This window comes from Acidiferrobacter sp. (assembly GCF_054609335.1).
On the sequence record NZ_JBTRWP010000046.1, the window covers coordinates 1 to 21,105 of the forward strand.

At 60.0% G+C, this 21,105-nt stretch carries 21 protein-coding genes; 13 read left to right on the forward strand and 8 right to left on the reverse strand.

All coding sequences use genetic code 11. The features are described 5' to 3' along the window. On the forward strand, window positions 1–2,061 hold a 2,061-nt coding region (locus ACYCTF_RS11280; RefSeq protein WP_461284908.1), incomplete at its 5' end, for a TonB-dependent receptor. Between the two features lie 54 nt (window positions 2,062–2,115). On the opposite strand, the gene ACYCTF_RS11285 is transcribed toward ACYCTF_RS11280, so the two are convergent. The 5 genes from ACYCTF_RS11285 to ACYCTF_RS11305 all read right to left on the reverse strand — a co-directional run bounded on the left by ACYCTF_RS11285 (window position 2,116) and on the right by ACYCTF_RS11305 (window position 7,082). Next, the gene (locus ACYCTF_RS11285) at window positions 2,116–3,063 is read right to left on the reverse strand and encodes a phosphorylase family protein (protein WP_461283893.1); all 948 of its coding nucleotides are present in this window, start codon (window positions 3,061–3,063) and stop codon (window positions 2,116–2,118) included. A gap of 66 nt (window positions 3,064–3,129) precedes the next feature. Beyond that, a complete protein-coding gene (locus tag ACYCTF_RS11290) occupies window positions 3,130–4,692 on the reverse strand; it encodes a gamma-glutamyltransferase family protein (RefSeq protein WP_461283892.1) in 1,563 nt (520 codons plus the stop codon). Further along, entirely contained in the window at window positions 4,686–5,945 is a 1,260-nt protein-coding gene (locus ACYCTF_RS11295; RefSeq protein ID WP_461284909.1) for an amidohydrolase family protein, read from the reverse strand. The genes ACYCTF_RS11290 and ACYCTF_RS11295 overlap by 7 nt, the downstream gene beginning before the upstream one ends. Then, the gene (gene biuH, locus ACYCTF_RS11300; RefSeq protein WP_461283890.1) at window positions 5,942–6,643 is read right to left on the reverse strand and encodes a biuret amidohydrolase; all 702 of its coding nucleotides are present in this window, start codon (window positions 6,641–6,643) and stop codon (window positions 5,942–5,944) included. Before biuH ends, ACYCTF_RS11295 begins: the two co-directional genes overlap by 4 nt. Before the next feature lie 10 nt (window positions 6,644–6,653). Next, the gene (locus ACYCTF_RS11305) at window positions 6,654–7,082 is read right to left on the reverse strand and encodes a cupin domain-containing protein (protein WP_461283889.1); all 429 of its coding nucleotides are present in this window, start codon (window positions 7,080–7,082) and stop codon (window positions 6,654–6,656) included. A 385-nt stretch (window positions 7,083–7,467) separates the two neighbouring features. Here ACYCTF_RS11305 and ACYCTF_RS11310 point away from each other — a divergent pair, with 385 nt between their 5' ends. The 12 genes from ACYCTF_RS11310 to ACYCTF_RS11365 all read left to right on the forward strand — a co-directional run bounded on the left by ACYCTF_RS11310 (window position 7,468) and on the right by ACYCTF_RS11365 (window position 18,481). After that, window positions 7,468–9,693, forward strand: coding sequence for a xanthine dehydrogenase family protein molybdopterin-binding subunit (locus tag ACYCTF_RS11310; protein WP_461283888.1), 2,226 nt, complete (start codon window positions 7,468–7,470; stop codon window positions 9,691–9,693). 2 nt (window positions 9,694–9,695) lie between these two features. Then, window positions 9,696–10,154 carry a (2Fe-2S)-binding protein gene (locus ACYCTF_RS11315; RefSeq protein WP_461283908.1) on the forward strand — a complete coding sequence of 153 codons (459 nt, stop codon included), beginning with the start codon at window positions 9,696–9,698 and terminating at the stop codon, window positions 10,152–10,154. After that, window positions 10,151–11,017, forward strand: a complete 867-nt coding sequence (locus ACYCTF_RS11320) for an FAD binding domain-containing protein (protein WP_461283887.1) — start codon at window positions 10,151–10,153, stop codon at window positions 11,015–11,017. The genes ACYCTF_RS11315 and ACYCTF_RS11320 overlap by 4 nt, the downstream gene beginning before the upstream one ends. Further along, complete coding sequence (locus ACYCTF_RS11325; protein ID WP_461283886.1) at window positions 11,004–11,576, forward strand: ureidoglycolate lyase; 573 nt, start codon at window positions 11,004–11,006, stop codon at window positions 11,574–11,576. The genes ACYCTF_RS11320 and ACYCTF_RS11325 overlap by 14 nt, the downstream gene beginning before the upstream one ends. Further along, on the forward strand, window positions 11,576–12,652 hold the full coding sequence (locus ACYCTF_RS11330) for a ring-opening amidohydrolase (RefSeq protein ID WP_461283885.1): 1,077 nt from the start codon (window positions 11,576–11,578) through the stop codon (window positions 12,650–12,652). Before ACYCTF_RS11325 ends, ACYCTF_RS11330 begins: the two co-directional genes overlap by 1 nt. Continuing rightward, complete coding sequence (gene xdhC, locus ACYCTF_RS11335) at window positions 12,645–13,571, forward strand: xanthine dehydrogenase accessory protein XdhC (RefSeq protein WP_461284910.1); 927 nt, start codon at window positions 12,645–12,647, stop codon at window positions 13,569–13,571. The genes ACYCTF_RS11330 and xdhC overlap by 8 nt, the downstream gene beginning before the upstream one ends. Then, window positions 13,571–14,158: a nucleotidyltransferase family protein gene (locus ACYCTF_RS11340; protein ID WP_461283907.1), complete on the forward strand. Its 588-nt coding sequence runs from the start codon at window positions 13,571–13,573 to the stop codon at window positions 14,156–14,158. The genes xdhC and ACYCTF_RS11340 overlap by 1 nt, the downstream gene beginning before the upstream one ends. After that, on the forward strand, window positions 14,146–14,841 hold the full coding sequence (locus tag ACYCTF_RS11345) for a GntR family transcriptional regulator (protein ID WP_461283883.1): 696 nt from the start codon (window positions 14,146–14,148) through the stop codon (window positions 14,839–14,841). The genes ACYCTF_RS11340 and ACYCTF_RS11345 overlap by 13 nt, the downstream gene beginning before the upstream one ends. 267 nt (window positions 14,842–15,108) lie before the next feature. Next, window positions 15,109–15,825: a MotA/TolQ/ExbB proton channel family protein gene (locus tag ACYCTF_RS11350; RefSeq protein WP_461283882.1), complete on the forward strand. Its 717-nt coding sequence runs from the start codon at window positions 15,109–15,111 to the stop codon at window positions 15,823–15,825. An 11-nt stretch (window positions 15,826–15,836) separates the two neighbouring features. Further along, the gene (locus tag ACYCTF_RS11355) at window positions 15,837–16,238 is read left to right on the forward strand and encodes an ExbD/TolR family protein (protein ID WP_461283881.1); all 402 of its coding nucleotides are present in this window, start codon (window positions 15,837–15,839) and stop codon (window positions 16,236–16,238) included. Between the two features lie 70 nt (window positions 16,239–16,308). Beyond that, a complete protein-coding gene (locus ACYCTF_RS11360) occupies window positions 16,309–17,049 on the forward strand; it encodes a TonB family protein (RefSeq protein WP_461283880.1) in 741 nt (246 codons plus the stop codon). 37 nt (window positions 17,050–17,086) lie between these two features. Beyond that, complete coding sequence (locus tag ACYCTF_RS11365) at window positions 17,087–18,481, forward strand: purine-cytosine permease family protein (RefSeq protein ID WP_461283879.1); 1,395 nt, start codon at window positions 17,087–17,089, stop codon at window positions 18,479–18,481. 289 nt (window positions 18,482–18,770) lie between these two features. On the opposite strand, the gene ACYCTF_RS11370 is transcribed toward ACYCTF_RS11365, so the two are convergent. From ACYCTF_RS11370 to ACYCTF_RS11380, 3 genes are all read right to left on the reverse strand, one after another. Further along, entirely contained in the window at window positions 18,771–19,556 is a 786-nt protein-coding gene (locus ACYCTF_RS11370) for a glucose 1-dehydrogenase (RefSeq protein WP_461283878.1), read from the reverse strand. Between the two features lie 330 nt (window positions 19,557–19,886). Next, window positions 19,887–20,435 carry a phospholipase D-like domain-containing protein gene (locus tag ACYCTF_RS11375; RefSeq protein ID WP_461283877.1) on the reverse strand — a complete coding sequence of 183 codons (549 nt, stop codon included), beginning with the start codon at window positions 20,433–20,435 and terminating at the stop codon, window positions 19,887–19,889. A gap of 263 nt (window positions 20,436–20,698) precedes the next feature. Then, entirely contained in the window at window positions 20,699–20,992 is a 294-nt protein-coding gene (locus ACYCTF_RS11380; protein WP_461284911.1) for a site-specific integrase, read from the reverse strand. Between the last annotated feature and the right edge of the window lie 113 nt (window positions 20,993–21,105).

The window sequence follows — 21,105 nt, forward strand, 5'->3', positions numbered from 1 at the left end:
GCCCATGGGGCCCCAGTTGCGACGCTTGGCGCGGACGCCCTGCATCATAACGAAATGTCGGAAAATGCTCAGACGATTTTGAACCGCATGCCCGGGATCAATGTTACGAGCACGAACCCATTGGGAACGCGGCCGCATATCTCCGTGCGCGGATTTTCCGGCACCCAGCTCGGCTACACCTATGACGGACTGCCCATAGGCGATCTTTTCAACGGGGGACTGACAGCTGGCAGTTACAACTACGCGGCTCTTTATAACCTCGTACCGGTGACCCTCGGTGAAAGTTCGGGGATCAGGGTCATATATGGTCCAGCGGAGCCAGTGGTGAATACCATAGGCGGCATCGGCGGGACTATAGCGTATGCGCCGCGCCTGCCGGGAAAGACTTTTTCGACAGCGGTATTCGGGGGTGTCGGGAGTTTCGATACTAGAAGCTATGGGGCGGAGGTGAATACTGGCGCCTCCAAGCACGGTGGCGCACTTTTTCTGCGGGCTTCGCATCATAGTACCGGCAATTATCTCCAGAGCTCCCCGGACCGTGGCAACTCCTTCTACGGCGCCTATGTCTTGCCCTCGCGTAGCGGGCGGTCCCAGTTCAGTGCGATTGTGCTCTATAACAACAATTCAGGCTATATTCCCGCGCGCATGCCCGCCCCCTTGCTCGCGCTGTACGGGCCGGATTACCAATGGCCGCAAAGTTTCACCTATTCCTATGGCCAGGCGACGCACGAGATGGCGATCTTGGGCTACAAGACCGAGATGAACCGCTATATATTGCTCGATAGTAAGGCTTTCTACGCCTATACGCGATCGAACCAGCTTACCTACCAAAACCCGGCTGTGACGCCCACCTATGACGGCAACATAACATATTTCCCGTTTGGTAACGGGGCACCTTACAATCGTTATGTGTATGTTACGCGGACCGCCGGGTTCAGCGAGGCCGTCAATCTGCTGTTCGGGGCGGACAAGGTGACTTTCGGAGGTTTCGGCGCAGCTTCGATCTACCATTCGAGTCAGTATTGGCTCGCGAGCCCGCAGTCTGCCAGCGTGCCCAGTCAGAATGACGCGTGGGACGAGCACGCCTACCGGATCTACGGCAAGATCTACGCCCAAGCGGAGCTTCACTTCCTAGGGGCACTTACGATTGTGCCGGGCGTGAAGGAGGAATACGTCGACACTGCAATCAATGATATTCCAGGCGCGTACTATCCAGTCGGCGCGAGCAGCGGTAACGAGTACACAAAGCCCACGCCTTACCTGGGCGCGTCGTTCAAAGTCACAAGGGATTTCAAGCTCTATGGCGATGTCGCGCAGGCCTACAAATTTCCCAACATCTCCGCGTATTACGCGGCTGACTCGTTCGCCACAGCAACGTCACCGCCACCTGGCATTACCGTCACCCCAGAGAAGGTCACAAGCTACCAGCTCGGTGCCGCGTTTCATAGCCGGCGGCTAGCCTTGGGCGCCGCGCTCTACCGCCAGTACTTCGTCCACACATTCAGTTCCGTGTATGACGTCACAAACGGTCTAACCTATGAATATAATTACGGGGCGTCGCGTTACACCGGTTTGAATCTTACTGGCTCCTATAAACCGGGTGACGGGTTCAAGATCTACGCGAGTTGGTCGTTGCAGAGCGCGCATTATACATCCAACGCAACCAACTCATTCGGGAGTTCTGTGCAGGCTGGTGATCGCAAGCAATATACGCCGAATTATTTAGCGAACATCGGCGTTTCGGATCGCTATGGGCGCCTGACAAGCGCGGTGTGGGCGGATTTCGTTGGTTCGCAGGTGATCGGTACGCTCGCCGGTGGGCCTACGACGAGTTCTATGCCGGCCTACCACACAGTGAATGTATCGTTTACCTACACATTGCCGATGCATGCCCCAGGTATTAAATCATTGAAGGCGGCGCTCAATTTCACCAACATTCTGAACAGTCACGCCTATGTTTACGAAAAGCAATACAGTAACCCCAATGGTCCGGGGAGCTATGACGTGGCCGAACCCATGATGCCGCGGTTCGTGGGTGTCGAATTGAGGGCTATGTTCTAGGGGAAATGGCGGAGCAGAAGGCCTCTGGCGTATCGGTCGGAGGCCTTCGTATTATTAGGACCGATGCAAGACGAGTCGGGCGATGATCCGCTTTGTTACGAGGTAGGCGTTGCGGGCGGCGAGCGATCCCGCGTACTCGTCGCCCTTGGCAATGATCGCGCCGACCGAGATGGCGGGGGGCGGGACGTCAATATCAGATACCGCGCGCACCGAGAGGTAGTGATGCTGCAGGCCGAAGGCTGCGAGCGCGGCGATGTCGCCTAGGTCCTCCATCGCCGTGGTGGCGTAGTGTGCGGTATTGTGGGTATAGAGTGCGACGATATGACGAGCGATACGCTCGTTTTGTTGGCCGATCCAGAAATCGTCCCCCGAGACGTTCGCGCCCTCATAGACGTGGGGGCGTCTGTGCAGATTCAGGGCGGCGTCGAGGGGCAGCACGGCGGCGCTGTTGGCAAGCGGCATCGCCCGAGTCGCATTATAGGCGGCGGACAGCTGGTGGGGAGCTACGCGATAGGCGAGCGTATCCCAGGGATTGTGGGCATACGGCGGTTGTGGCGGTGCCCAGGCGAGGTGGCCCGACCGCGTTAGATAGTGGTGACCAAAACCCCACGAGACGATCCAGTTAGCAAGATAGACGGAGCCAAGGGCCGCGCGGCTTTGCACGCCGCCTGCGATGCCGCTGCGTATGAAAAGTGTGCCGCGGCAGTCGAGTGCCGGGTCGCGCACGATTGCGGTCGTGTGCATGGCTGCATTGATCTCACCTTCTCCTGTGATCGCCACGCATATGCGGTGGGTATCGCAAATCATCGGGTGGGGGAGCCCTGGAACGGGCATGCTGTGATCATATTGGCCGGTGGCTTGCCAAACGCGAAACTCCGGCGGAAAGGCGGTCAGAACGACCACTTTGGGGCGATAGGGGGGCGCGGCGCAGGCGAGCGCAGGGATGGTAAGCGCAGTGGCGAGAAGGGCACATCGCAACGTATTCTTGGCAGTAGCGGTCATGATAAATGGCTCCCTATGGTATTTGGAAATATCTGAGGGGACCCTTGGCGGTTTCCGTGAGCCGCCTCAAAGCCCTAGGCAAAGACCTTCGCTTCGCGGATCATGTGCCCCCAGTAGGAGGCCACTTTCATTTATGGTGATTACGCCGGCCTGGCCGGTACCAGGATTCAAGGCAGCCACGATCTCCATCGGGTAGCCCAATTTCTGTAGACCCCGGATCGCCTTGTCGCCGGCGTCCGATTCGATCTTAATGCCTTTGCGGCTATCGAGAAAGGTCGGTCCTACGTGGATACGCGGGCGCGCAAGGGCGGCAAACGGATCCAGGCCAAAGTCGACCAGACGCGTCAAGATATGGGCGAGCGTCTGGGGCTGCCCATCGCCGCCCTGTGAGCCATAGATGGCGCGCACCATCCCATTTTTACGGTACAAGGCGGGACTCAGCGTATGGAGCGGACGCTTTCCGGGCGCCCAGGCGTTAGGGTGACTGGCGCTTGGCGAGAAGGCCGCGCCTCGGTTGTGCCACAAGACACCTGTATCCCCGGCAACGACGCCACTGCCAAAATCGAAAAACAGGCTTTGGATGAGGCTCACTGAGCCACCAGCCGGATCGCGCACACCAATCCAGACAGTGTCGCTAGTGCGCGATGGATGTTCTGCGTCAGGAGCGCCGGCGTCCTTATTGCCGCCCACAGGCAGTACGCTATCCAGCATCGCCTGTATCGGCACGCACGCGAAAACGGGGTCCGCTACGAAGCGGTTGCGGGCGGCAAGCGCGGTCTTTATGGCCTCGATGAGTAGGGCGTAATAGCGCGTGTCGTCGCTGAGCGCCCGCGGGATATCGACACGGTTCAAGAGGTGCAGGATTTGCAGGGCCGTGACCCCTTGGGTGGGTGGTGGCAGATTGAATGCCTCCCCGTCACGGTACGGGATAGCGAGCGGTTGCACGTAGGCGGCGCGCGTGGCCTTGAGATCTGTGCTGGTCAAGATGCTTCCGGCAGCTTGCAGTCCATCGGCAAGCCGCGTAGCGAGTGCCCCCTCGTAAAAGTCGCGGGGCCCATGTTCTGCAATTTGGGTGAGCGTTGCCGCCAGCGCATCTTGCCTTTGCTTGCAACCAGTCTCGGGCCCCCCGTCCGCGCATCCAAAGGCAGCCTTGAAACCCGGTTGGGGATCGAGTTCCCCGCGATGAGTCTTGTACCAAAAGGCCTGGGATTTGGTCACCGCATAGCCTTCTTTGGCGCGGGTGATCGCGGGCCCAAGGAGGCTGGCCCAATCGAGGGTTCCCGCCCAGGACTCACGGCTGAATTGGTAGGCGAGGCGCCAGCTATCGACGGCACCGGCGGTCGTGGATGCGACTGTAGGACCACGCACGCTAAGCCCCACGTGAGCGGGTCTGATAGTCGCGGCCTGCCCTATGCCGAGGATGCCGATCGGTTCGGCTGCGTCTCGGGCGAGCAGCCAGCAGGCGTCGCCGCCGAGGCCTGTCATATGCGGGTAGACAACGCATAACATGGCAGCTGCTGCCAATGCCGCTTCTACGGCGTTACCTCCAGCGCGCAAGATAGCAAGTCCGGCATGTGTAGCATCGGGATGCGGGGTCGTGACGAGCGCGGTACGCGACTGCGCTAGCATGGCGTGAGCGGTTCTGCTAGTGCAGGCTGGGCGCTGCCGAAAACAGGACGTCCAGAAATCCAGGTTCCCAGGGGGCGCTGTTCGAGTTCTGCTGGGGAGCCGTCTAGAAGGTCTTCGAACCATGACTGCGGCGATTGTAGGCGCGCGCTGCGCGGCATGAGCACGAAGTCCCCGCGCTTACCCGGCCCCAGATTGCCAGCTACTGCGCCCCGTCCCATCGCCCGGGCGCCGGCGATGGTGGCGCGGAACAGTGTTTCTTCGGGATCTATGCGGACGCCGACCGCCCGATGCTGGTGTCTAAATCTCTGCATGACATGCAACATACTGTGGCTTGGCCCCGCGCCCACATCGGATGCGAGCGCGAACGGGATCCCGTGGAGACGCGCGCAATCTAGGTCGAAGCGGCCACTGTCCAAAGCCTCGTTGCTTGACGGGCAGTGCGCGATCCAGCAACCGCGTCTTTTGAGACAAGACCATTCCCGTGGGCTTAGATGAAGGCAATGACCGAGCACGGTGCGGGGGCCCAAGAGACCAGCCGCATCGTAGACGTCGGTGTAGTCCAGGGCCTGCGGGAACAGGCGTTTCACCTCTTGTACCTCGGCTGCGGATTCCGCGAGGTGCGTTTGGATCGCAAGTCCTTCGTGGCACGCGAAGGCGCCCAGGATGGCAAGATCGTCGGCCGTACAATTGAGCGCAAAGCGCGGCGTGACAGCGTAATGCGCGCGCCCTATGGTCTCTGACAAGGAGGCTAGATCGGCAGGCGGTTTCACGCTCGCCGCCACGAGGTCGGCCGGGGCATTCGCCGTCATGACTACGTTTCCGGTGATCCAGTCACCGCGTCTCGCCGCGTGGGCTATGTGTGCTGCCTCTGGGTGCGGACTCGAATAGCTCATGCCCATAACCGTGCCGGCAGTGAGGCAATCGGCATAAAACGTTTCGGCGCGGTCCCGGGCGAGCGCGACATCAACGTAGCGCGCTTCTTCTGGCCATATATGGGTTGCAAGCCACGGTAAAAGGGCTTGGGCGTAACGCCCGCGAACAGCATGTTGAACCCAATGGATGTGGATGTCCGCAAATCCAGGAAGGATCACACCATCAAGTGTCACAGGTTCCCACGGGTAATGCTTGACTAAGTCATGAAAGTGTCCCAGGGCACGAACTCGACCATCCTCGATGAGGAGCCCGCCATCTTCAAGAAATTGCCAAGATCGAACGTCAATGGGGTTCAGGATGGCGGCACGGAATAGGGTCATGCGGCGACCAACGTAGCAAGCGCTGAGCGTAAACTTTCGGAAGGAGCCGTGGCGCCGAATATGCCCCCTTGCATGCTGATCATGCTGATCGCCGCGTCATAGTGCCGCTTCTCGGTTGCGCCGGTACAGTCCGTCAGGAGCAGGCATTCGAATCCGCGGTCGTTGGCCTCGCGCATGGTGGTATGCACGCATACATCGGTTGTGATGCCAGCCAGAATAAGGTGGGTCACACCGATCGTCCGTAGGATGTGTTCGAGATCGGTCGCGTAGAAGCTACCTTTGCCGGGTTTATCGATGACAATTTCGCCGGGCTCCGGGCGTAGTTCCGGGACAATCTCCCAACCTGGTTCCCCACGCACTAGTATTCGTCCACAAGGCCCGGGCTCGCCTATGCCCGGACACACGTTGCGGCTGCGCCAGCCCTTGTTGGCGGGAAGATCTACAAGTTCGGGCCGGTGTCCTTCACGGGTATGAATAACATGTATTCCCGGTACCCGGCGCACGACGTCGAGGGTCTTTCGGATCGGCTCGATCGCCGAGCGCGTAAGGCTGAGGTCGTAGCCCATGGTGTCCACATAACCACCCTCGCCACAAAAATCAGTCTGCATATCAATGATAAGGAATGCGGTCCTGGCAGGATACGCAATTTCGTCGAATGGCCATCTATAGGGCTCTGCTTCTACATGAAATCCGGTCATTAGTTTCCTCTTACTCGTTATTATCATCGACGATTTTCACAGGGCCTCGCCATTGAATGAGAACGAGGCAACCATCGCGACTGTTTACTGAGTGGCGGCTTCCGGCTGGGTTAAACACATAAGAGCCGGCTGGATATTCGCCATGCTCGTCACTCTGGCTGCCTTCAATCACGAAGATGTGCTCGTCGCCGGTGTGGAGGTGCATGGGCACGCTGGCGCCAGGGATATAGGATAAAAGCGCGATACGTAAGTCCGCCCCCATAAAAAGTTCGCGGATGCGTACGCCCGGTCTGAGTTCCGCCCAATGCGCAACGTCCAGATCAAGATGCGGTGTGGTCAAGACATAGCGTGACGGCCCAACTACCAGCGGTTCGTGTGTATCACCGGGACCAGAACCCCCGCAGTCATATCGGTTTGATGTTTTTGGTATTTTCCCCATGACTTAGCCTCAGGCGTAGGTTTGTGACCTGGCGGTGGGGTAACCTAAGCAGTAAACGTGCCAATCCTAATGGCGCGAGTTAGCAAGACCATTCCGCAGAGATGGCGCTATCGGCATCGTCGAACTCACCATTTCCGTGCATAACTCGAACGCCCATGCCCCAGCAGAGGGCGAACTCTCTAGCGCGGATAGCGCGACGCTGGCGCGCCTGTCGAGCGATCGGTCCCGAGGGTGGTTGGCGGACATGCGTAATAGAGGCCGCCTGCGAGCAATATTGGCGGTGCCGCGTGTGTGTCCCCGTAAACGCAGGGTGAAAAGAGTCTAGGGCGGCACGGAAAATGCTTTGTACACATCGATGCATGATGACTCATGGGGAGCGATGGTCTTGCAGGAAGCCCCTTTACGCAAAGACGGGAACGAGAAGGTGCGGGGTACGGCGCGTTACGTGGCCGATGTCTCTTACCACGGGATGCTTCATGCCGCGACCGTGCGGACACGCCTGCCCGGCGGCACGGTCGTCTCTATCCTATTCGATGAACATGTGCCGTGGAGTGAGTATGTGGTTGTGACCGCGAAGGACGTGCCGGGCGTAAACGCGGTCAAGATGATTGAGTGGGATCAGCCGGTTTTAGTGGAAGCGCAATTCCGGCACGCCGGGGAGCCTGTAGTTCTGGTCGCACACCCTGATCCGCAGGCTTTGGGCCGCGCCGTGGCCGCGATTCACATCGATGAGCGCGCGTGTGCCACAGCTCCCGTCTTTACCATCGACGAGGCTTTGCGACCGGAGACTCGAAGGATCGTGCCTGATAATGTCTACCGCGACTACCTCATGGCAAAGGGCTCGGTGACGGACGTCGAGACCACAACAGACCTTGTTTTCGAGGGGGAGTATCAGACAGGCGCGCAGGAGCATCTCTACATCGAACCACAAGGGATGATTGCGCGCGTTGAGGATGGCGTGTTGATCGTCGAGGGGTCGATGCAATGCCCTTATTACGTCCATGCGGCGCTGGTCGCCGTGACAGCCCTACCGGGTGATAGGGTGCGCGTCCAGCAATGCACGACAGGTGGCGCGTTCGGTGGCAAGGAAGAGTACCCATCTCACATCGCTTGCCATGCGGCGCTTCTGGCTTTGAAGGCAGGCGGGCATCCTGTCGCACTCATCTATCGGCGGGGTGAGGATATGGCTGTGACGCCCAAGCGCCATCCCTCGCGCTCACGCGTACGCCTCGGGGCGAGCCACGATGGATGTTTACGCTTCATGGACATCGACTTCGTGATCGACGGAGGGGCTTATTTAACATTAAGCCCGGTGGTTTTATCACGGGGCGTTATCCACGCTGCTGGGCCCTACCGTTGCGATAATGTGCGGGTGCGGGGCCGAGCGGTCGCCACGAACCACCCCCCATTTGGGGCGTTCCGCGGTTTCGGCGCACCTCAGAGTATCTTCGCCCTGGAGGTCGCACTCGATGGATTGGCGCGCGCACTCGGGATGGCGCCAGACGTTTTGCGTGCCCGTAATGTCCTTGCCCCCGGCGACATCTCACCGGCTGGACAGAAGATTGGCGGGCCCCTTGATATGCAGCGGGTCATCGATCAAGCCCTGGAGGCCTGTCACTATCACGCCAAAGTGGAGGCCTGTCATCGTTGGAACGCGCAGGGGCACCCAATCCGCAAGGGAGTGGGGCTTGCCACGTTCTATCACGGCGCAGGGTTTACTGGCAACGGGGAGCTCACGTTGCGCTCACGCGCTGGGCTGCGCGTGAGCGTCGCGGGCGTCGTGGAGATCCTGACATCAACGACTGAGATGGGGCAGGGTATGCAGACGACACTCTCCCGGATCGTCGCCGAGGCCCTACGCATCCCTTATGAGGGAGTATGTGTAGCAAGACCTGACACTCGTGATGTACCCAACTCCGGCCCTACGGTGGCATCGAGGACCTGTATGGTGGTGGGGGCGATACTCGTGCAGGCCGCCCGCAAATTGGTTGCTCGGCTGTGTGCCGACGCCGCCTTGCCTCCCTCCTACAGCTACGAGGAGTTTTGCGCCGCGTGCGGGCGCCTGCCGAGTTCTGATGGCGTCACTACTATAACGGCTGATTACCAGCACCCTGCGGGTAGGGATTGGGATGAGTCGACCTTCCAGGGGAGCCCCTATGCAAGCTTCGCGTGGGCCTGTTATGTGGCCGAGGTCGAGATAGACACCGCGACCGGGGAGGTAAGCGTGCTCGATTTCACCGCCGCCCAAGAGGTTGGACGGGTCATTCATCCGACTGTGGCAGCGGGCCAGATCGAGGGCGGAGTGGTTCAAGGCATAGGCTATGCCTTGTTCGAGGAGGTGCGTTTCGGGACGGATGGCCAAATGGCCAATAACCGCGTCACAAACTACATCATCCCGACGAGCGCGGATATCCCGCCAATACGGGTACTCTTCCAGGAATCCCGGCACGGCGCAGGCCCCGGCGGCGCCGCTGGAATAGGCGAACTACCTATGGATGGACCAGCACCGGCAATCATAAACGCGATAAATGCCGCGCTCGGTACGGATCTCCGCCATGTGCCGGCCATGCCGGAGCATATCTTGGCGGCGATGGAGGGGGGTAATTTGTGACGATGACAGTCCCATGTAGTTTTACTGTTAATGGATCTGTGGTTCGTGGGAGTTTTGCGCCTATGCGGCGCCTGCTTGATGTATTGCGCGACGAGTGTAATTTAATCGCGACCAAGGAAGGGTGTGGCGAGGGCGAGTGCGGTTCGTGTTCAGTATTACTAGATGGCAAGCTCGTGAACAGCTGCCTTATTCCGGTCGCCGATGTGCATAACCGCGAAGTGACGACTCTGGAGGGGCTGTCGAGAACAGACCCCTTGTTCGCGGCGTTTATGGCTACTGGCGGGACGCAGTGCGGCATCTGTACGCCCGGTATGATCATGGCCGCGCGCGCCTTGTTGAACGAGCACCCGCGTCCCGATCTTGTCGAGATTCGTCAGGCACTGGCAGGTAACCTTTGTCGGTGCACTGGCTACTCGGGAATCTACGCCGCTGTCCGCGCAGCCTCGGCGGAGGGCGTGTGAGCGTGTCCTGGTACGCGCCACGGCATATCGAGGAGGCATTGACGCTGCTGGCCGAGCGCCCAGGTTTGATACCAATCGCCGGAGGGACTGATGTAATGGTCGACGGCAACGCAGGGGCTGCTGGTCGCGAGTATCTGAGCTTGGCGGGGATCGCGGATTTGCGAGGGGTTCGCGAAACTCCTTTGGGGCTTGCTATCGGCGCGCTTACGACCATGACAGAGATCGGGCGTCACCCGCTGGTTTGCCGGCACCTACCTGCCTTGGCTGCCTCGGCCCAAGTTACCGGCGCAGTCGCGATACAAAATCGCGCGACCCTTGGAGGCAACATCATGAATGCGTCACCGGCGGCCGATAATCCGCCGGTTTTGCTGGCTTACGGGGCATCGGTCGTGCTGATGTCAGCAATGGGTCCGCGGCACGTTCCCTATGCACAGTTTCATAGTGGATACAAAGAAACAGTACGGTGGCCGACAGAGATTTTGGGAGAGGTTATCGTGCCGTTTCCGCCAGACAAGGCACACCATTACTTTCGGAAGGTGGGAACGAGGCGCGCCCAGGCGATTAGTAAGGTGGGTCTTGCCGCCGTGCTTGCCGGGCGCCCCGGGTCCTGGGAATGCGTGCGCTTCGGTTTTGCGAGCGTGGCCGCGACCCCGATCCTAGCCTGCGCGTTAGCCGCTGCTATCACAGGCTCCGATCGTGGTGTACCACGCGACGAGGAGCTCGCCGAAGCGTTGGGGCGCGATATAGCGGCCCGTGATGATATCCGATCGACCGCCGATTATCGAAGGCGGGTCGCGATCAATTTGGTGCGCGAGGCCGTCGCGCCATGGAGATCCCAAGGAGGTTTCGATGCAAGCCACTAAGGAGCGATCGGTTTTCGAGGTGCCACTCGTGGATGCCACGGCCGACAACATCAAGGACTACGGTGTCATGATAGGCGCCGAGGTCTGCAGGCCGGGTCTTGGCATTCCGTTCTATGCAAGCGTCGAGGAAGGGCAGAATCTGGACTTCTCCTACCATGGACGCGCTGTCGTACGCACCGCTCGCATCAGTAAGCGGTCATCGGATCTCATTTGGTTTGAGCGGCACCTGCGTATGACGCAACTTTTTATAGGGCTTGGCGATCAACCGTTCGTCATGGTGCTCGCCAAGCCCAACCACGAGGGCGGTCGTAGCTTGCCGGATTTCACGGACATGGTGGCATTCCGCTTGCCGGCCGGCCACGGGGTCATGATTCACAAAGGGACGTGGCACGACTTCCCGATGGCAATCGACAAGCCGGTTACGGTGCTCACCGCCAATTCAGAGGAGGTCGTGAAGGCTCTGTGCGCAGTATCGGGTCCCCAGGAGATTAATGATGGGGACGTTTTTAAGATCGATGTCGCCGCCCGTACCGGATGCACCCCTAGAGTCCCATTCTGATGCGCGCCGATGTCCATCTATTTGCCGCGACCGGTCCAGACGATGTCGAGGGGCTCGCGCGGGCCTTACGGGAAGGCCGCATCGCGGCCGCCGATATCGTAGCGATCATCGGCAAGACCGAAGGCAATGGCGCGCGCAATGACTTCACGCGGGCTATGGCTACTCATGCGTTTACAAGGCTACTCGCGGAGGAACTCGCGATCTCTGAGAGCGATGTGGGGCAGGGCGTCATGCTGTCGTTCTCGGGGGGTTCCGAAGGCGTCATAACGCCCCATTACGTCGTCTGCACAAAGTCGGGATCGGGCTTACGACCCGAACCGGCGACAGGCAAGCGGTTGGCGCTTGCGCTAGCCCGTACCCGGGCCTTCGATGCCACGGAAACGGGGACTATCGTCATGGTCCGTGAAACCGCGGCGGCGGTGCGCCGGGCCCTGGGGGAACTACGTGTTACTCCGGACGACGTACATCTCGTACATATCAAGGCGGCGCTTCCGACTGTAGCAGCGGGCAGCGCAAGCCCGGCCCGCTGCACGATGGCCCATGCCCGCGCAGCCTCCGCCCTGGGCGTGGCGGCTGCGCTTGGCGAGGTCGATAGCGATGCGCTTACCGACGACAAGATTGGCGCGCGCCTTGACCTTTACTCGCAGGTGGCCAACGTCTCGGCTAAGCCCGGGCTTTGCGTAAGCGAGATCCTGGTACTCGCGAACTCGCCCGACTGGGACAGCTCGTGCCGGATATATCACGCCGTGATGCGCGACATCATCGACATCGAGCCGGTGCGCGCCTTGCTGGTGGCCGCCGGCCTATCCGCGTGCGGACAGCTTGCCCCCGATCAGACGCAGCGTATCCGCGCCATCTTTGCCAAATCCGATGCTGATCCCATGCATGTGGTTCGCGGCTACCGTCACACCATGTGGACGGACGAGGATTTCAGTGACATGCGTTATTCCCGCTGCGTTGTAGGTGCAGTTCTTGCCGCACTCACGGGCACGACTGCGATTTATGTCTCGACACGGGCAGAACATATGGGGCCATCGGGTGGTGGGCCGGTGGCGATGATAGTCGACGATGAGTGAGTTGGACGTGCTTATCGAAGTCCTTGTGGTGCAGGTAGCGGGATCCGCGCCCACGGCGATAGGCGATTCCCTGTATCTAGTGGAATCCAGTTGGCGCGGTTCGGTGGGCGGCGGGGCGCTCGAGGAGGCCTTGAAGGCCCGCGCCATTACGTGTCGCGAGCAGGGGGTCGGTGCAGTCGTGGAATTTTCTCTTAATAGCGACCACGACCAATGTTGCGGGGGGCGTGTGACAGCGGTCATATGCCTGGTGCCGCCCAAGGCGGCGCGTTGGGTCACGGGTGATGCGCCCCGGCTCTATGGCTGGGACCATAAGGGTTGGCCACGTATTTTGGGGGCATGGTGGCAGGGCCATTGGCAGGCGAGTGAGGTCTGCGATGAAGCAGATCTAGCGACGCGTGAATGGCCGGAGGGCATGTGTGCTTGGAAGGGGCAAATGTACTTCCTGAAACGGACCGCCTCGAGACATCCGCTATGGCTTTTTGGCGCAGGTCATGTAGGTGCGGCTATCGCGGACGTGGCGTGCCGGCTCGAATATGAGGTGTCGGTGTATGATGCGCGGCCCGAGTGGAACGCGGCTACGCGGTTTCCCCCTGAAGTGGCTCGCTATATCGCCGCCATGCCGCCCACTGACGCCGTAGGTCCCGCGCCCGCGGTGCTGATCATGACCCACAGCCATGGCCTTGACTTGGCGATCGCGGCGATGCTCCTTGCACGTAATGTCTCCTATCTCGGCGTGATCGGTAGTCGTACAAAGCCGGCGCTTTTCAGGAAACGGCTCCGGGAGCGCGGATTTGCCGCAGACGATCTTGCCAGACTTCATATGCCGATGGGGTTTCCTGGTCTTGGGAAGAAGCCCTATGAGGTCGCGGTGGCCGTCCTCGCGGAACTGCTGCAAAGACGCCATGGGGGCGCTTTGTGATGGCTTTGGTGCTGGCGGGCGGTCGCTCATCGCGGGCTCGGGGCCGCAAGGCCTGCCGACGGATCGACGGTCACTCATGGCTTGGCTATCAATGCCGACATTTGCGCGCCCAAGGGTTCCGGCAGGTCCATGTGGTTGTCGGTTTTTCGGCCATAAAAACCGCGCGCTGCGTGCCTCCCGGCGTCCGGCGGATATGGAACCGGGAGAGGACGCATGATCCATTCGCAAGCGTGCAGACGGGATTGCGGGCGGTCCGCAGCGCCGTGCTCGTGATCCCGATCGATGCCCGGCCACCGGCACCGGCCACGATCTATCGACTTCGCCAAGCGTTACGAGGGGCGCCCGCCGCCGTTCCAGTCTGGCGCGGCCGGGGTGGGCATCCCGTACTTCTGTCGCCTCATATGGTGACGGAAATTCAGTGCTTGCCGAATTCTGCGGCGGGTCGCCTGGACTATCTGCTCGCGTCGGCTGGTGCGCGCCGGGTGCCCGTACAGGACCGCTCTATACGAGGCAATATGAATCGGCTCAGTGAATGGTTGCTCTATCTGCGATACCGCAAGCTAAGGAGGCCGCTATGGACAGGGTAGCACCGCGTATCAGCGCTTCTGCTCTTTATGAGCGCCTGAAGGAGATGATCTTGAGCTTTGAGATCTACCCCGGAACCCGCATCACTGAGACCGACATCGCTGCGCATTTTGGCGTGAGCCGCACCCCGGTACGCGAGGCCCTGCAGCGCCTAGCCCAGGAAGGTCAGATTAGTATTCGTACCAAGCAGGGTTGCTTCGTACGCCAGATCAACATATCCGAGCTCGCGCAGTTTTACCGCGTACGTACTGCGCTCGAATGTCTATCCTTGGAGATCGCCGCGAGATGGATGGCGAAAGATGCATTGCGCGCGCTTGCAGAGGAATGGGACCCAGCGCGTTGTTTGCCAACGACAGGCAACCTAACCCTCATGGTCCAAAAGGAAGAATCGTTTCATATAGCGCTGGCGCGAGGCGGCGGCAATCAGGCCCTGGTGACTTATCTGAATGACATAAACGAGCGCATACGGGTCATAAGGCGCCTAGATTTCACATCTGGCTTCCGGATTGAACGTACCTATGAGGAGCACCATCGTATCGCGTGTCTTCTGCTAGATGGGGATTTGGTCAGCGCCAAAACGCTTATGGCCGACCACATCCTGCGGAGCGAGAAGTTTGCGCGTGGCGTGACACTGGAACAGCTAGCCAGGACCGACACCAGTATGGCCTGGGCCGCCGCGCGATAGTCGCGGATGCGTGAGCGCTAATGGTGCGATCTCGTGCGCAAATCCCCATTGAGGGGCTTTGTGCCCGACAAGCACACGACACCAGTCCGCGATTGGTTTGGACTTTCGCGGGCCCCGGGGGCCTGAGCTCGGTAGGGCTCCGTGGCACGGAACATGCTTTGTGTGTATGCAAGGATGCATTCGTGCCAGGCGCCGAAACGCGCTATCCCCTCAGGCCCACGAGTGCGTGGCATAGATACTTGAATGCTTCACGCGAAGGAGATGAATATGGTAGTCCTGCAATATATCGTCCATTTGGCGAATTATTCGGATGGCGTGTTGTACATATTGGCGTTGGTCATGATGCTGGAGATAGCAGTCATCATCGATAGGTTATGGTTCTTGCGGCGCGGTCTTAGGAAGGGCAAGGAAGTTATTCGAGACATATCGCGGCGGGGCAGGATGCAACGCGATGATCTAAAGGAGATTGCCGAACGCTGCGCGGGACTTCCTGAGGCTCGTCTTGTGGACGTCGCAGAGCGCTACTTTGGGCTCATCCATCATTATGGGAGCGCGCGTGGAGAGGCGTTTGCCAACCGGCTGGATGAAACCATATTCCTTATTACGCCCACGCTGGATAAGAGGTTATGGGTGCTCGATACAATCGTGACATTGGCGCCGCTCCTGGGTTTGTTTGGCACAATAATCGGGATGTTCCATGCCTTTTCCATACTTGCCCTACCGGGTCATGCGCCCACTTCGGTCACAGCCGGGGTGGCCGATGCGCTGATTGCAACAGCCACAGGTCTCTTTATAGCCATGGTTGGCCTCATAAGCTTCAATGCCTTCAACAACGCTATAGAGAAGATCGTGTACCAACTAGAGTCCCTGAAGGTTCTCTTGCTCAACCGAATGGATGGTGCGCCAGTTTGGCCGGAACCGGGACCGGGAACGCTCGCGCAAGGGCATGATGGTCGACCGGCGGATGGCCGGGTGATGATCTGAAGGAGGGCAATATGCTGCCACGAATGGGCCGACGCAAGAAGGGTAGGGTGGAGATCATACCCATGATCGATGTCATGCTGTTCCTGCTCGTATTCTTCATCATGATCACGATGCAGATGATATCGGACCGCGGTCTGCACCTAAACCTACCGACCTCAAGCCAGGCGCACGCATTGCCGCATCCGCATTTTGTTATCAACGTGAAGACTCCCGGCGCGGTGGTGGTAAACGGCAAGCATTATGATTTGGCGGGTCTTGCCTCCATGCTGCATGGGGATGGCGATCCGGCCAAGACAAATGTGACGATCGCGGCTGATAAAAAGGTGCCCTTTCAGGAATTCGTACGGGTCATGGATGCGTGCCGCAAGGCTGGCGTAAGCCAGATTGGAATCGCGACGGAGCCCACCCCGTGAGCGGGACGGGAGGGATAGCAGCCCGCGCGGTGATGCCATATGCGAGACGGTGGGCGTTAGAGGGCCGCGCATGAGTGTCTCGGGATGGCCGGCAGGAAATGAACGGGCTGATGGCGAGGACTCGCGGGCGTTTTCGTATGCCTTAGCCGGCGCCTTTGTCCTGGAGGTCGCTCTGGTCGCGGTCGTCGCCTTTTGGCCTCATAGCAGGCCACGGGTCGTGCGGCCGAGCTCGATCGCGGTCCAGATGGTGAGCTTGCCGAAGCCTGTACCGCCGCAGCCGCGGCCAAGACCCGTGACCCTGCCGCCCGTAGTTCACAAGACTCCGCCCAAGCCGATGGTCACCAAGACGCGAGTGCACGAGGTCGTGCCGCGGCCGGTGAAGCCTAAGGTGTTGCCGAAGTCGGTACCGGTGGTGCCACCGCATAGACCGGTGCCGATCGTTAGACCCCATAAGATCGTGTCCGTGAAGCCCCAAAAGCCGGCACATGCTGCCAATCCGTCACCGCAGAGGCTCGCGTCCCTCATGTCGCGCTACGTGGGTCTTGTACGGCCTATGATTCAGGGGCACTTGCACGTCCCGGCGATGCTGAAGGCGATGGGGCTTTCCGGCCACTCCACTATAGAATTTCGCCTGTCGCCACGCGGGCGCCTACTTTGGGCGAAGGTCCTCGTGCCAAGCCGGATCCGCGCCGTGAACGGTGCCGCGCTCGCCGCCGTCGAGTATGGTCACTACCCCCCGTTTTTGAAGCATATGCCAAAGCGGGACACGACCTTCGAGATCGTGGTGCACATCAGCGGAGACGGCTCGTGAGGAACAGCGGGAACGGTGTGAGCGAGGAGGGCGCACTATGGCACGTCAACAGCATTCTCTAGGGGCGACCGACGCGAACGAGCGTCAGGGATCGACGTGGGGGACATTCTTCATTTGGCTCGCCGCCACCATGACAGCCTCGAGCATCCCTTTGGGCGGCATCATGGCGCAGATGTTCCCAAACGCGCCATTTGTGCTGGTGATCTTGGTGGCGTCTGGGTTTTTCCTGCTGGTCGGCATCGTGAGCATCCCGGGATTCGTCTATGGCTTGCCGACTATGGTTATATCAGAGCGCTTATTCGGCCCGCGCGTCAATCGCGCGATATCGGCAGCTAACTGGCTCTCTCAGGTCGGATGGGAGAGTGTCGTGCTCGTGATCGTCATTTATATCGTCCGAAGCCTGCTGTTTCCCGGGCAAGCCACCTATACGTTGATGGAGACACTGACTGCGCTTGCTGTGTCTTTACTCGCCAACTTTGCGGTCCCGCTGCTGGGATATCGCGCCATTGTCGTGGCGCAAAAAGCGGGCGCAGGGGTGTTGATGATCTTTTCGGTCGTCATTCTCTTTCATATCCCCCTCAAGGATAGTCTGGTGTCGAGCGGCATAGTTATGTCGGGGGCCACACTTCGCAGTGCTCTTGGTGCCTTGTCCCTGGGTCTCATGGGTGGCGCTCTGTCGTGGACCATGTTTGCATCGGACTACTCGCGATTTACTCAACGTGATGCATCGCTTGCGCGGGTAGTCGCGGCGCCGGCCGCGGGGGGATTTCTTGGGACCTTTGTCATTCTCTTGGTATCCGTGGCCCTGTATCAGGCGGGTGGGGTCACATTTGGTAGGGACGGCATCGCCTTCCCGCGCGGCATGTTTCATAGCGAGGTTCTGTACTATGGTTTTTGCATCTTTGCCGTCCTTGGGTTGCTTGCCTCGAACTTTCTGAATGCATTCAGTTCGGCCTTCAGTCTCGCGGTCACCCTACGGCGTGATCTGAATCGGCGATTATCAACATTTGTGGATGCTTTCATAGGAACGGTGGTTGCCATTTGGATTCTGTTCTATGCCCCCACTTTTCTTGACGTGTTTGAGGTATTTTTATCGCTTCTCATCGTTGTCGCCGCACCTTGGACGGGCGTGTTCGTCGTGGAGATAGTGGGTGATCTTCTCGATAAGGGCCAGGCACAAGATCCGGCATCGTGGATGCGGGGACACCGGGCGCGTGCAGTGATCCTCGCGGTGTCGATTGTTGGAAGCGCGGCCTTCTCCAGCAATCCCCTGTGGGTTGGCTATGGGGCACATGCGCTCGGGGGTGTTGACGTCTCACCCCTGGTGGGTCTCGGCCTGGGCGCGCTGCTCGCGACTGTTATGCGCCTTGCACGCGGGGCACCGACGCATGCTGGGATCGATCAGACTAAGGCTGACGTCCGGCCTTCGTAACGGGCGTGGCGCAAGGGAGTCGATCTGGGCATGGTAGAGCGCCTCCTTCACAGCGGAGTCGTCGTTGCTTCATCGTTCGGCGTTTCGTTGGTTCGATAAGACCGCGATAGCGACCAGGGTGTGCGCCCGAATACCGAATAAGGTCGATGTTGTGGGTGCTCCAATATCACACCGCTTAGGGCTCAGGCATCAGCTTGGAGACTGCCCTGAGCGTGATCTACCCGCAGCAGGCCGCACAAACCGCCGGCTAAGAGCGGGTTGCCAGGGCGCATGTTCGCGCTGCCCGCGGCTAGCCTCCGTGGCGGAATTCGGGATAGATCAGCATACCGCCGTCCACGGCCACCGTGGTCCCGGTAATGTAGCTTGCCAGGTCGCTCGCGAGGAAAGTGATGACATGCGCAATCTCGGAGGGCTTTCCGAGGCGCCCCATCGCGATCTTCTCATCCAAATCTTTCAGGGAGTTAGGATGGGACCACACGGCCTCATTGATCGGTGTCTGGATGGCGCCTGGGGCGACGGCGAGCACACGTATACCCTTGTCGGCGTTTTCCTGAGCCAGGGTCTTCGTGAACATGGAAAGACCGGCCTTCGCTGCCGTGTAGGCGCTGTAGCCCTTCCAGGGGATGAACTCATGCACAGAGGTAACGTTGATGATGACACCGCGGGCTTTTTTTTGCATGGTGTCCAATACCGCCCGTGCACAGTAGTAGGGACCGATAAGGTCGACAGCGAGGACCTGTTGCCAGTGTCGCGAGTCGTCTTTGCCCACTACCGCGCAGGTGCCATCCGTGCCGGCGTTATTGACGAGGATGTCCACGGATCCGAAGGCGTGGTCGACGTCCTGCACGAGCCGCGTGGCCGCCTCGGGGTCCGAGAGGTCCGCCGAAAAGGCCTGTGCGCGCCCCCCGAGGGCTTTTATCGCCGCGACAACGCTGTCGGCCTGCGCCTTCCCGCTGCGGTAATGGACGGCGACCGTGGCGCCCGCTTGGGCGAGCGTCTGGGCGATGACGCTGCCGAGGCCGCCGCTTGCCCCAGTGACGAGCGCGGTACGATCCTCAAGACTAATCTTTATCATGAGTTCCTCCTGATTTCGGTGTGAGATCTCTAGCCTAAAGGCCGAAGCTTGCCACTTCAACGACACGAGCCAATATAGGGGTTCTTAAACTTCGGTCCGTCGCTTGCAATAACGAGATGATTCAAGCGCACGTCAATACCGAGTATTTTGCCGTCAAAGGACGTAGGCGGAAACGGGGCACCTGTGTCTACGAGCACCAACGCAAAGTATTGTCCTGCGGGGTCCCGGCTTAGCGTGACGGTTTTAACCACGCCCAGGATTTCTCGGTAGATGACCACTTTAACGAAGCCGAGTGATATTTTCCAACGCCCAAGGGAGCGTACGCGTTTTTCAGGGCAAACGGAACGAGAAACTCGGTGCCGGCCCAGGTTGGTCGATGGCGGCGAGCAGCGCCTGAGTGGCGCCTGGCGAAAGGACCACGGCGCGGCGCGGTAATGAACCCGCCCGCCGACCCGCCAAATCCGCCCGGAAGACGGCTTGTAAGGCCCGCGCAACCACAGGCTGGTTGGATATCCAGTCGTACTCGTTATTCCGATGGAAAGCCGACCACGTGAAATTCGCGCTACCGATAGCGACGCGGGTGCTGGTAACCAGATACTTCGCATGATCAAACCGGTAGCGTCCCGTGAAGCGGGGCGGCGCAAAGCGGACCTGGGCGCCGGTCGCGCGCAAGGTCTGGACCTCGCCACGCGGTCGCCCGCCATAGGGCCGTCGGTCCAGGACGATGCGCACACGCACGCCGCGCGCCACGGCCGCGCGGACGGCCTGGATCAACGGACGATCTGCAAAAAGATACATGTTGATATCGAGGTATCCGTGCGCCTGAGTGATCAAGCGCACAAAAGGGCGGGTGCCGGCCTGCGGTTGTATCGCCAACATCGGGTGGTCTCCTCGAGTGGGTCCCAGTAACGTTTATCCTGCCGCAATCGCCAACCCGATCGCGGGCGAATGACGCGGTTTGTGCGGCGCTAATCGCCGCCTACCCGGACGGCGGGGGCCTGACAGCGGGGGTTATCGTTGCCGCGCCGCATAATGAAAACCCCGGATGCCATTCTTGGGATGCGAGGATTGTGCAGGGCGGAAAAGGTTACGAGCCGGCGAATAGCGCCACCAAAAGGCGGTCATTCGCACTGGGTACGCAATCATCGAAGCCGCTTGACGAGGTCCTCGGCCCGCAGGTGTGTGTAGCGCTTCAGCATCTGCAGGGTCTTGTGTCCCGTGATGGCAGCCACCTCCATCGCATTAAAGCCCTGCTCAAACAGCCTGGACGTGGCCTCATGGCGCAGATCATGGAAGGTGAGGCCCTCGATGCCGGCGGCCTTGCAGACCCGCTCAAAGGCCTGGGAGATCGAATCGGGGCGCATGCCCCATACCCGCCCGTCGATACGCCTAGGGAGCCTGTCGAGGACCGCCAGCGCCGCTCGGGACAACCGCATGACCTTTATATGGCTCAGGCCAGCCCGAAGGTCGGCGCCGTACCAGATCCAGGAGCCTTGGACTCAACGGTTTTCTCAGATCACCCGTAACGGGGCGCAGACACCGTATGACA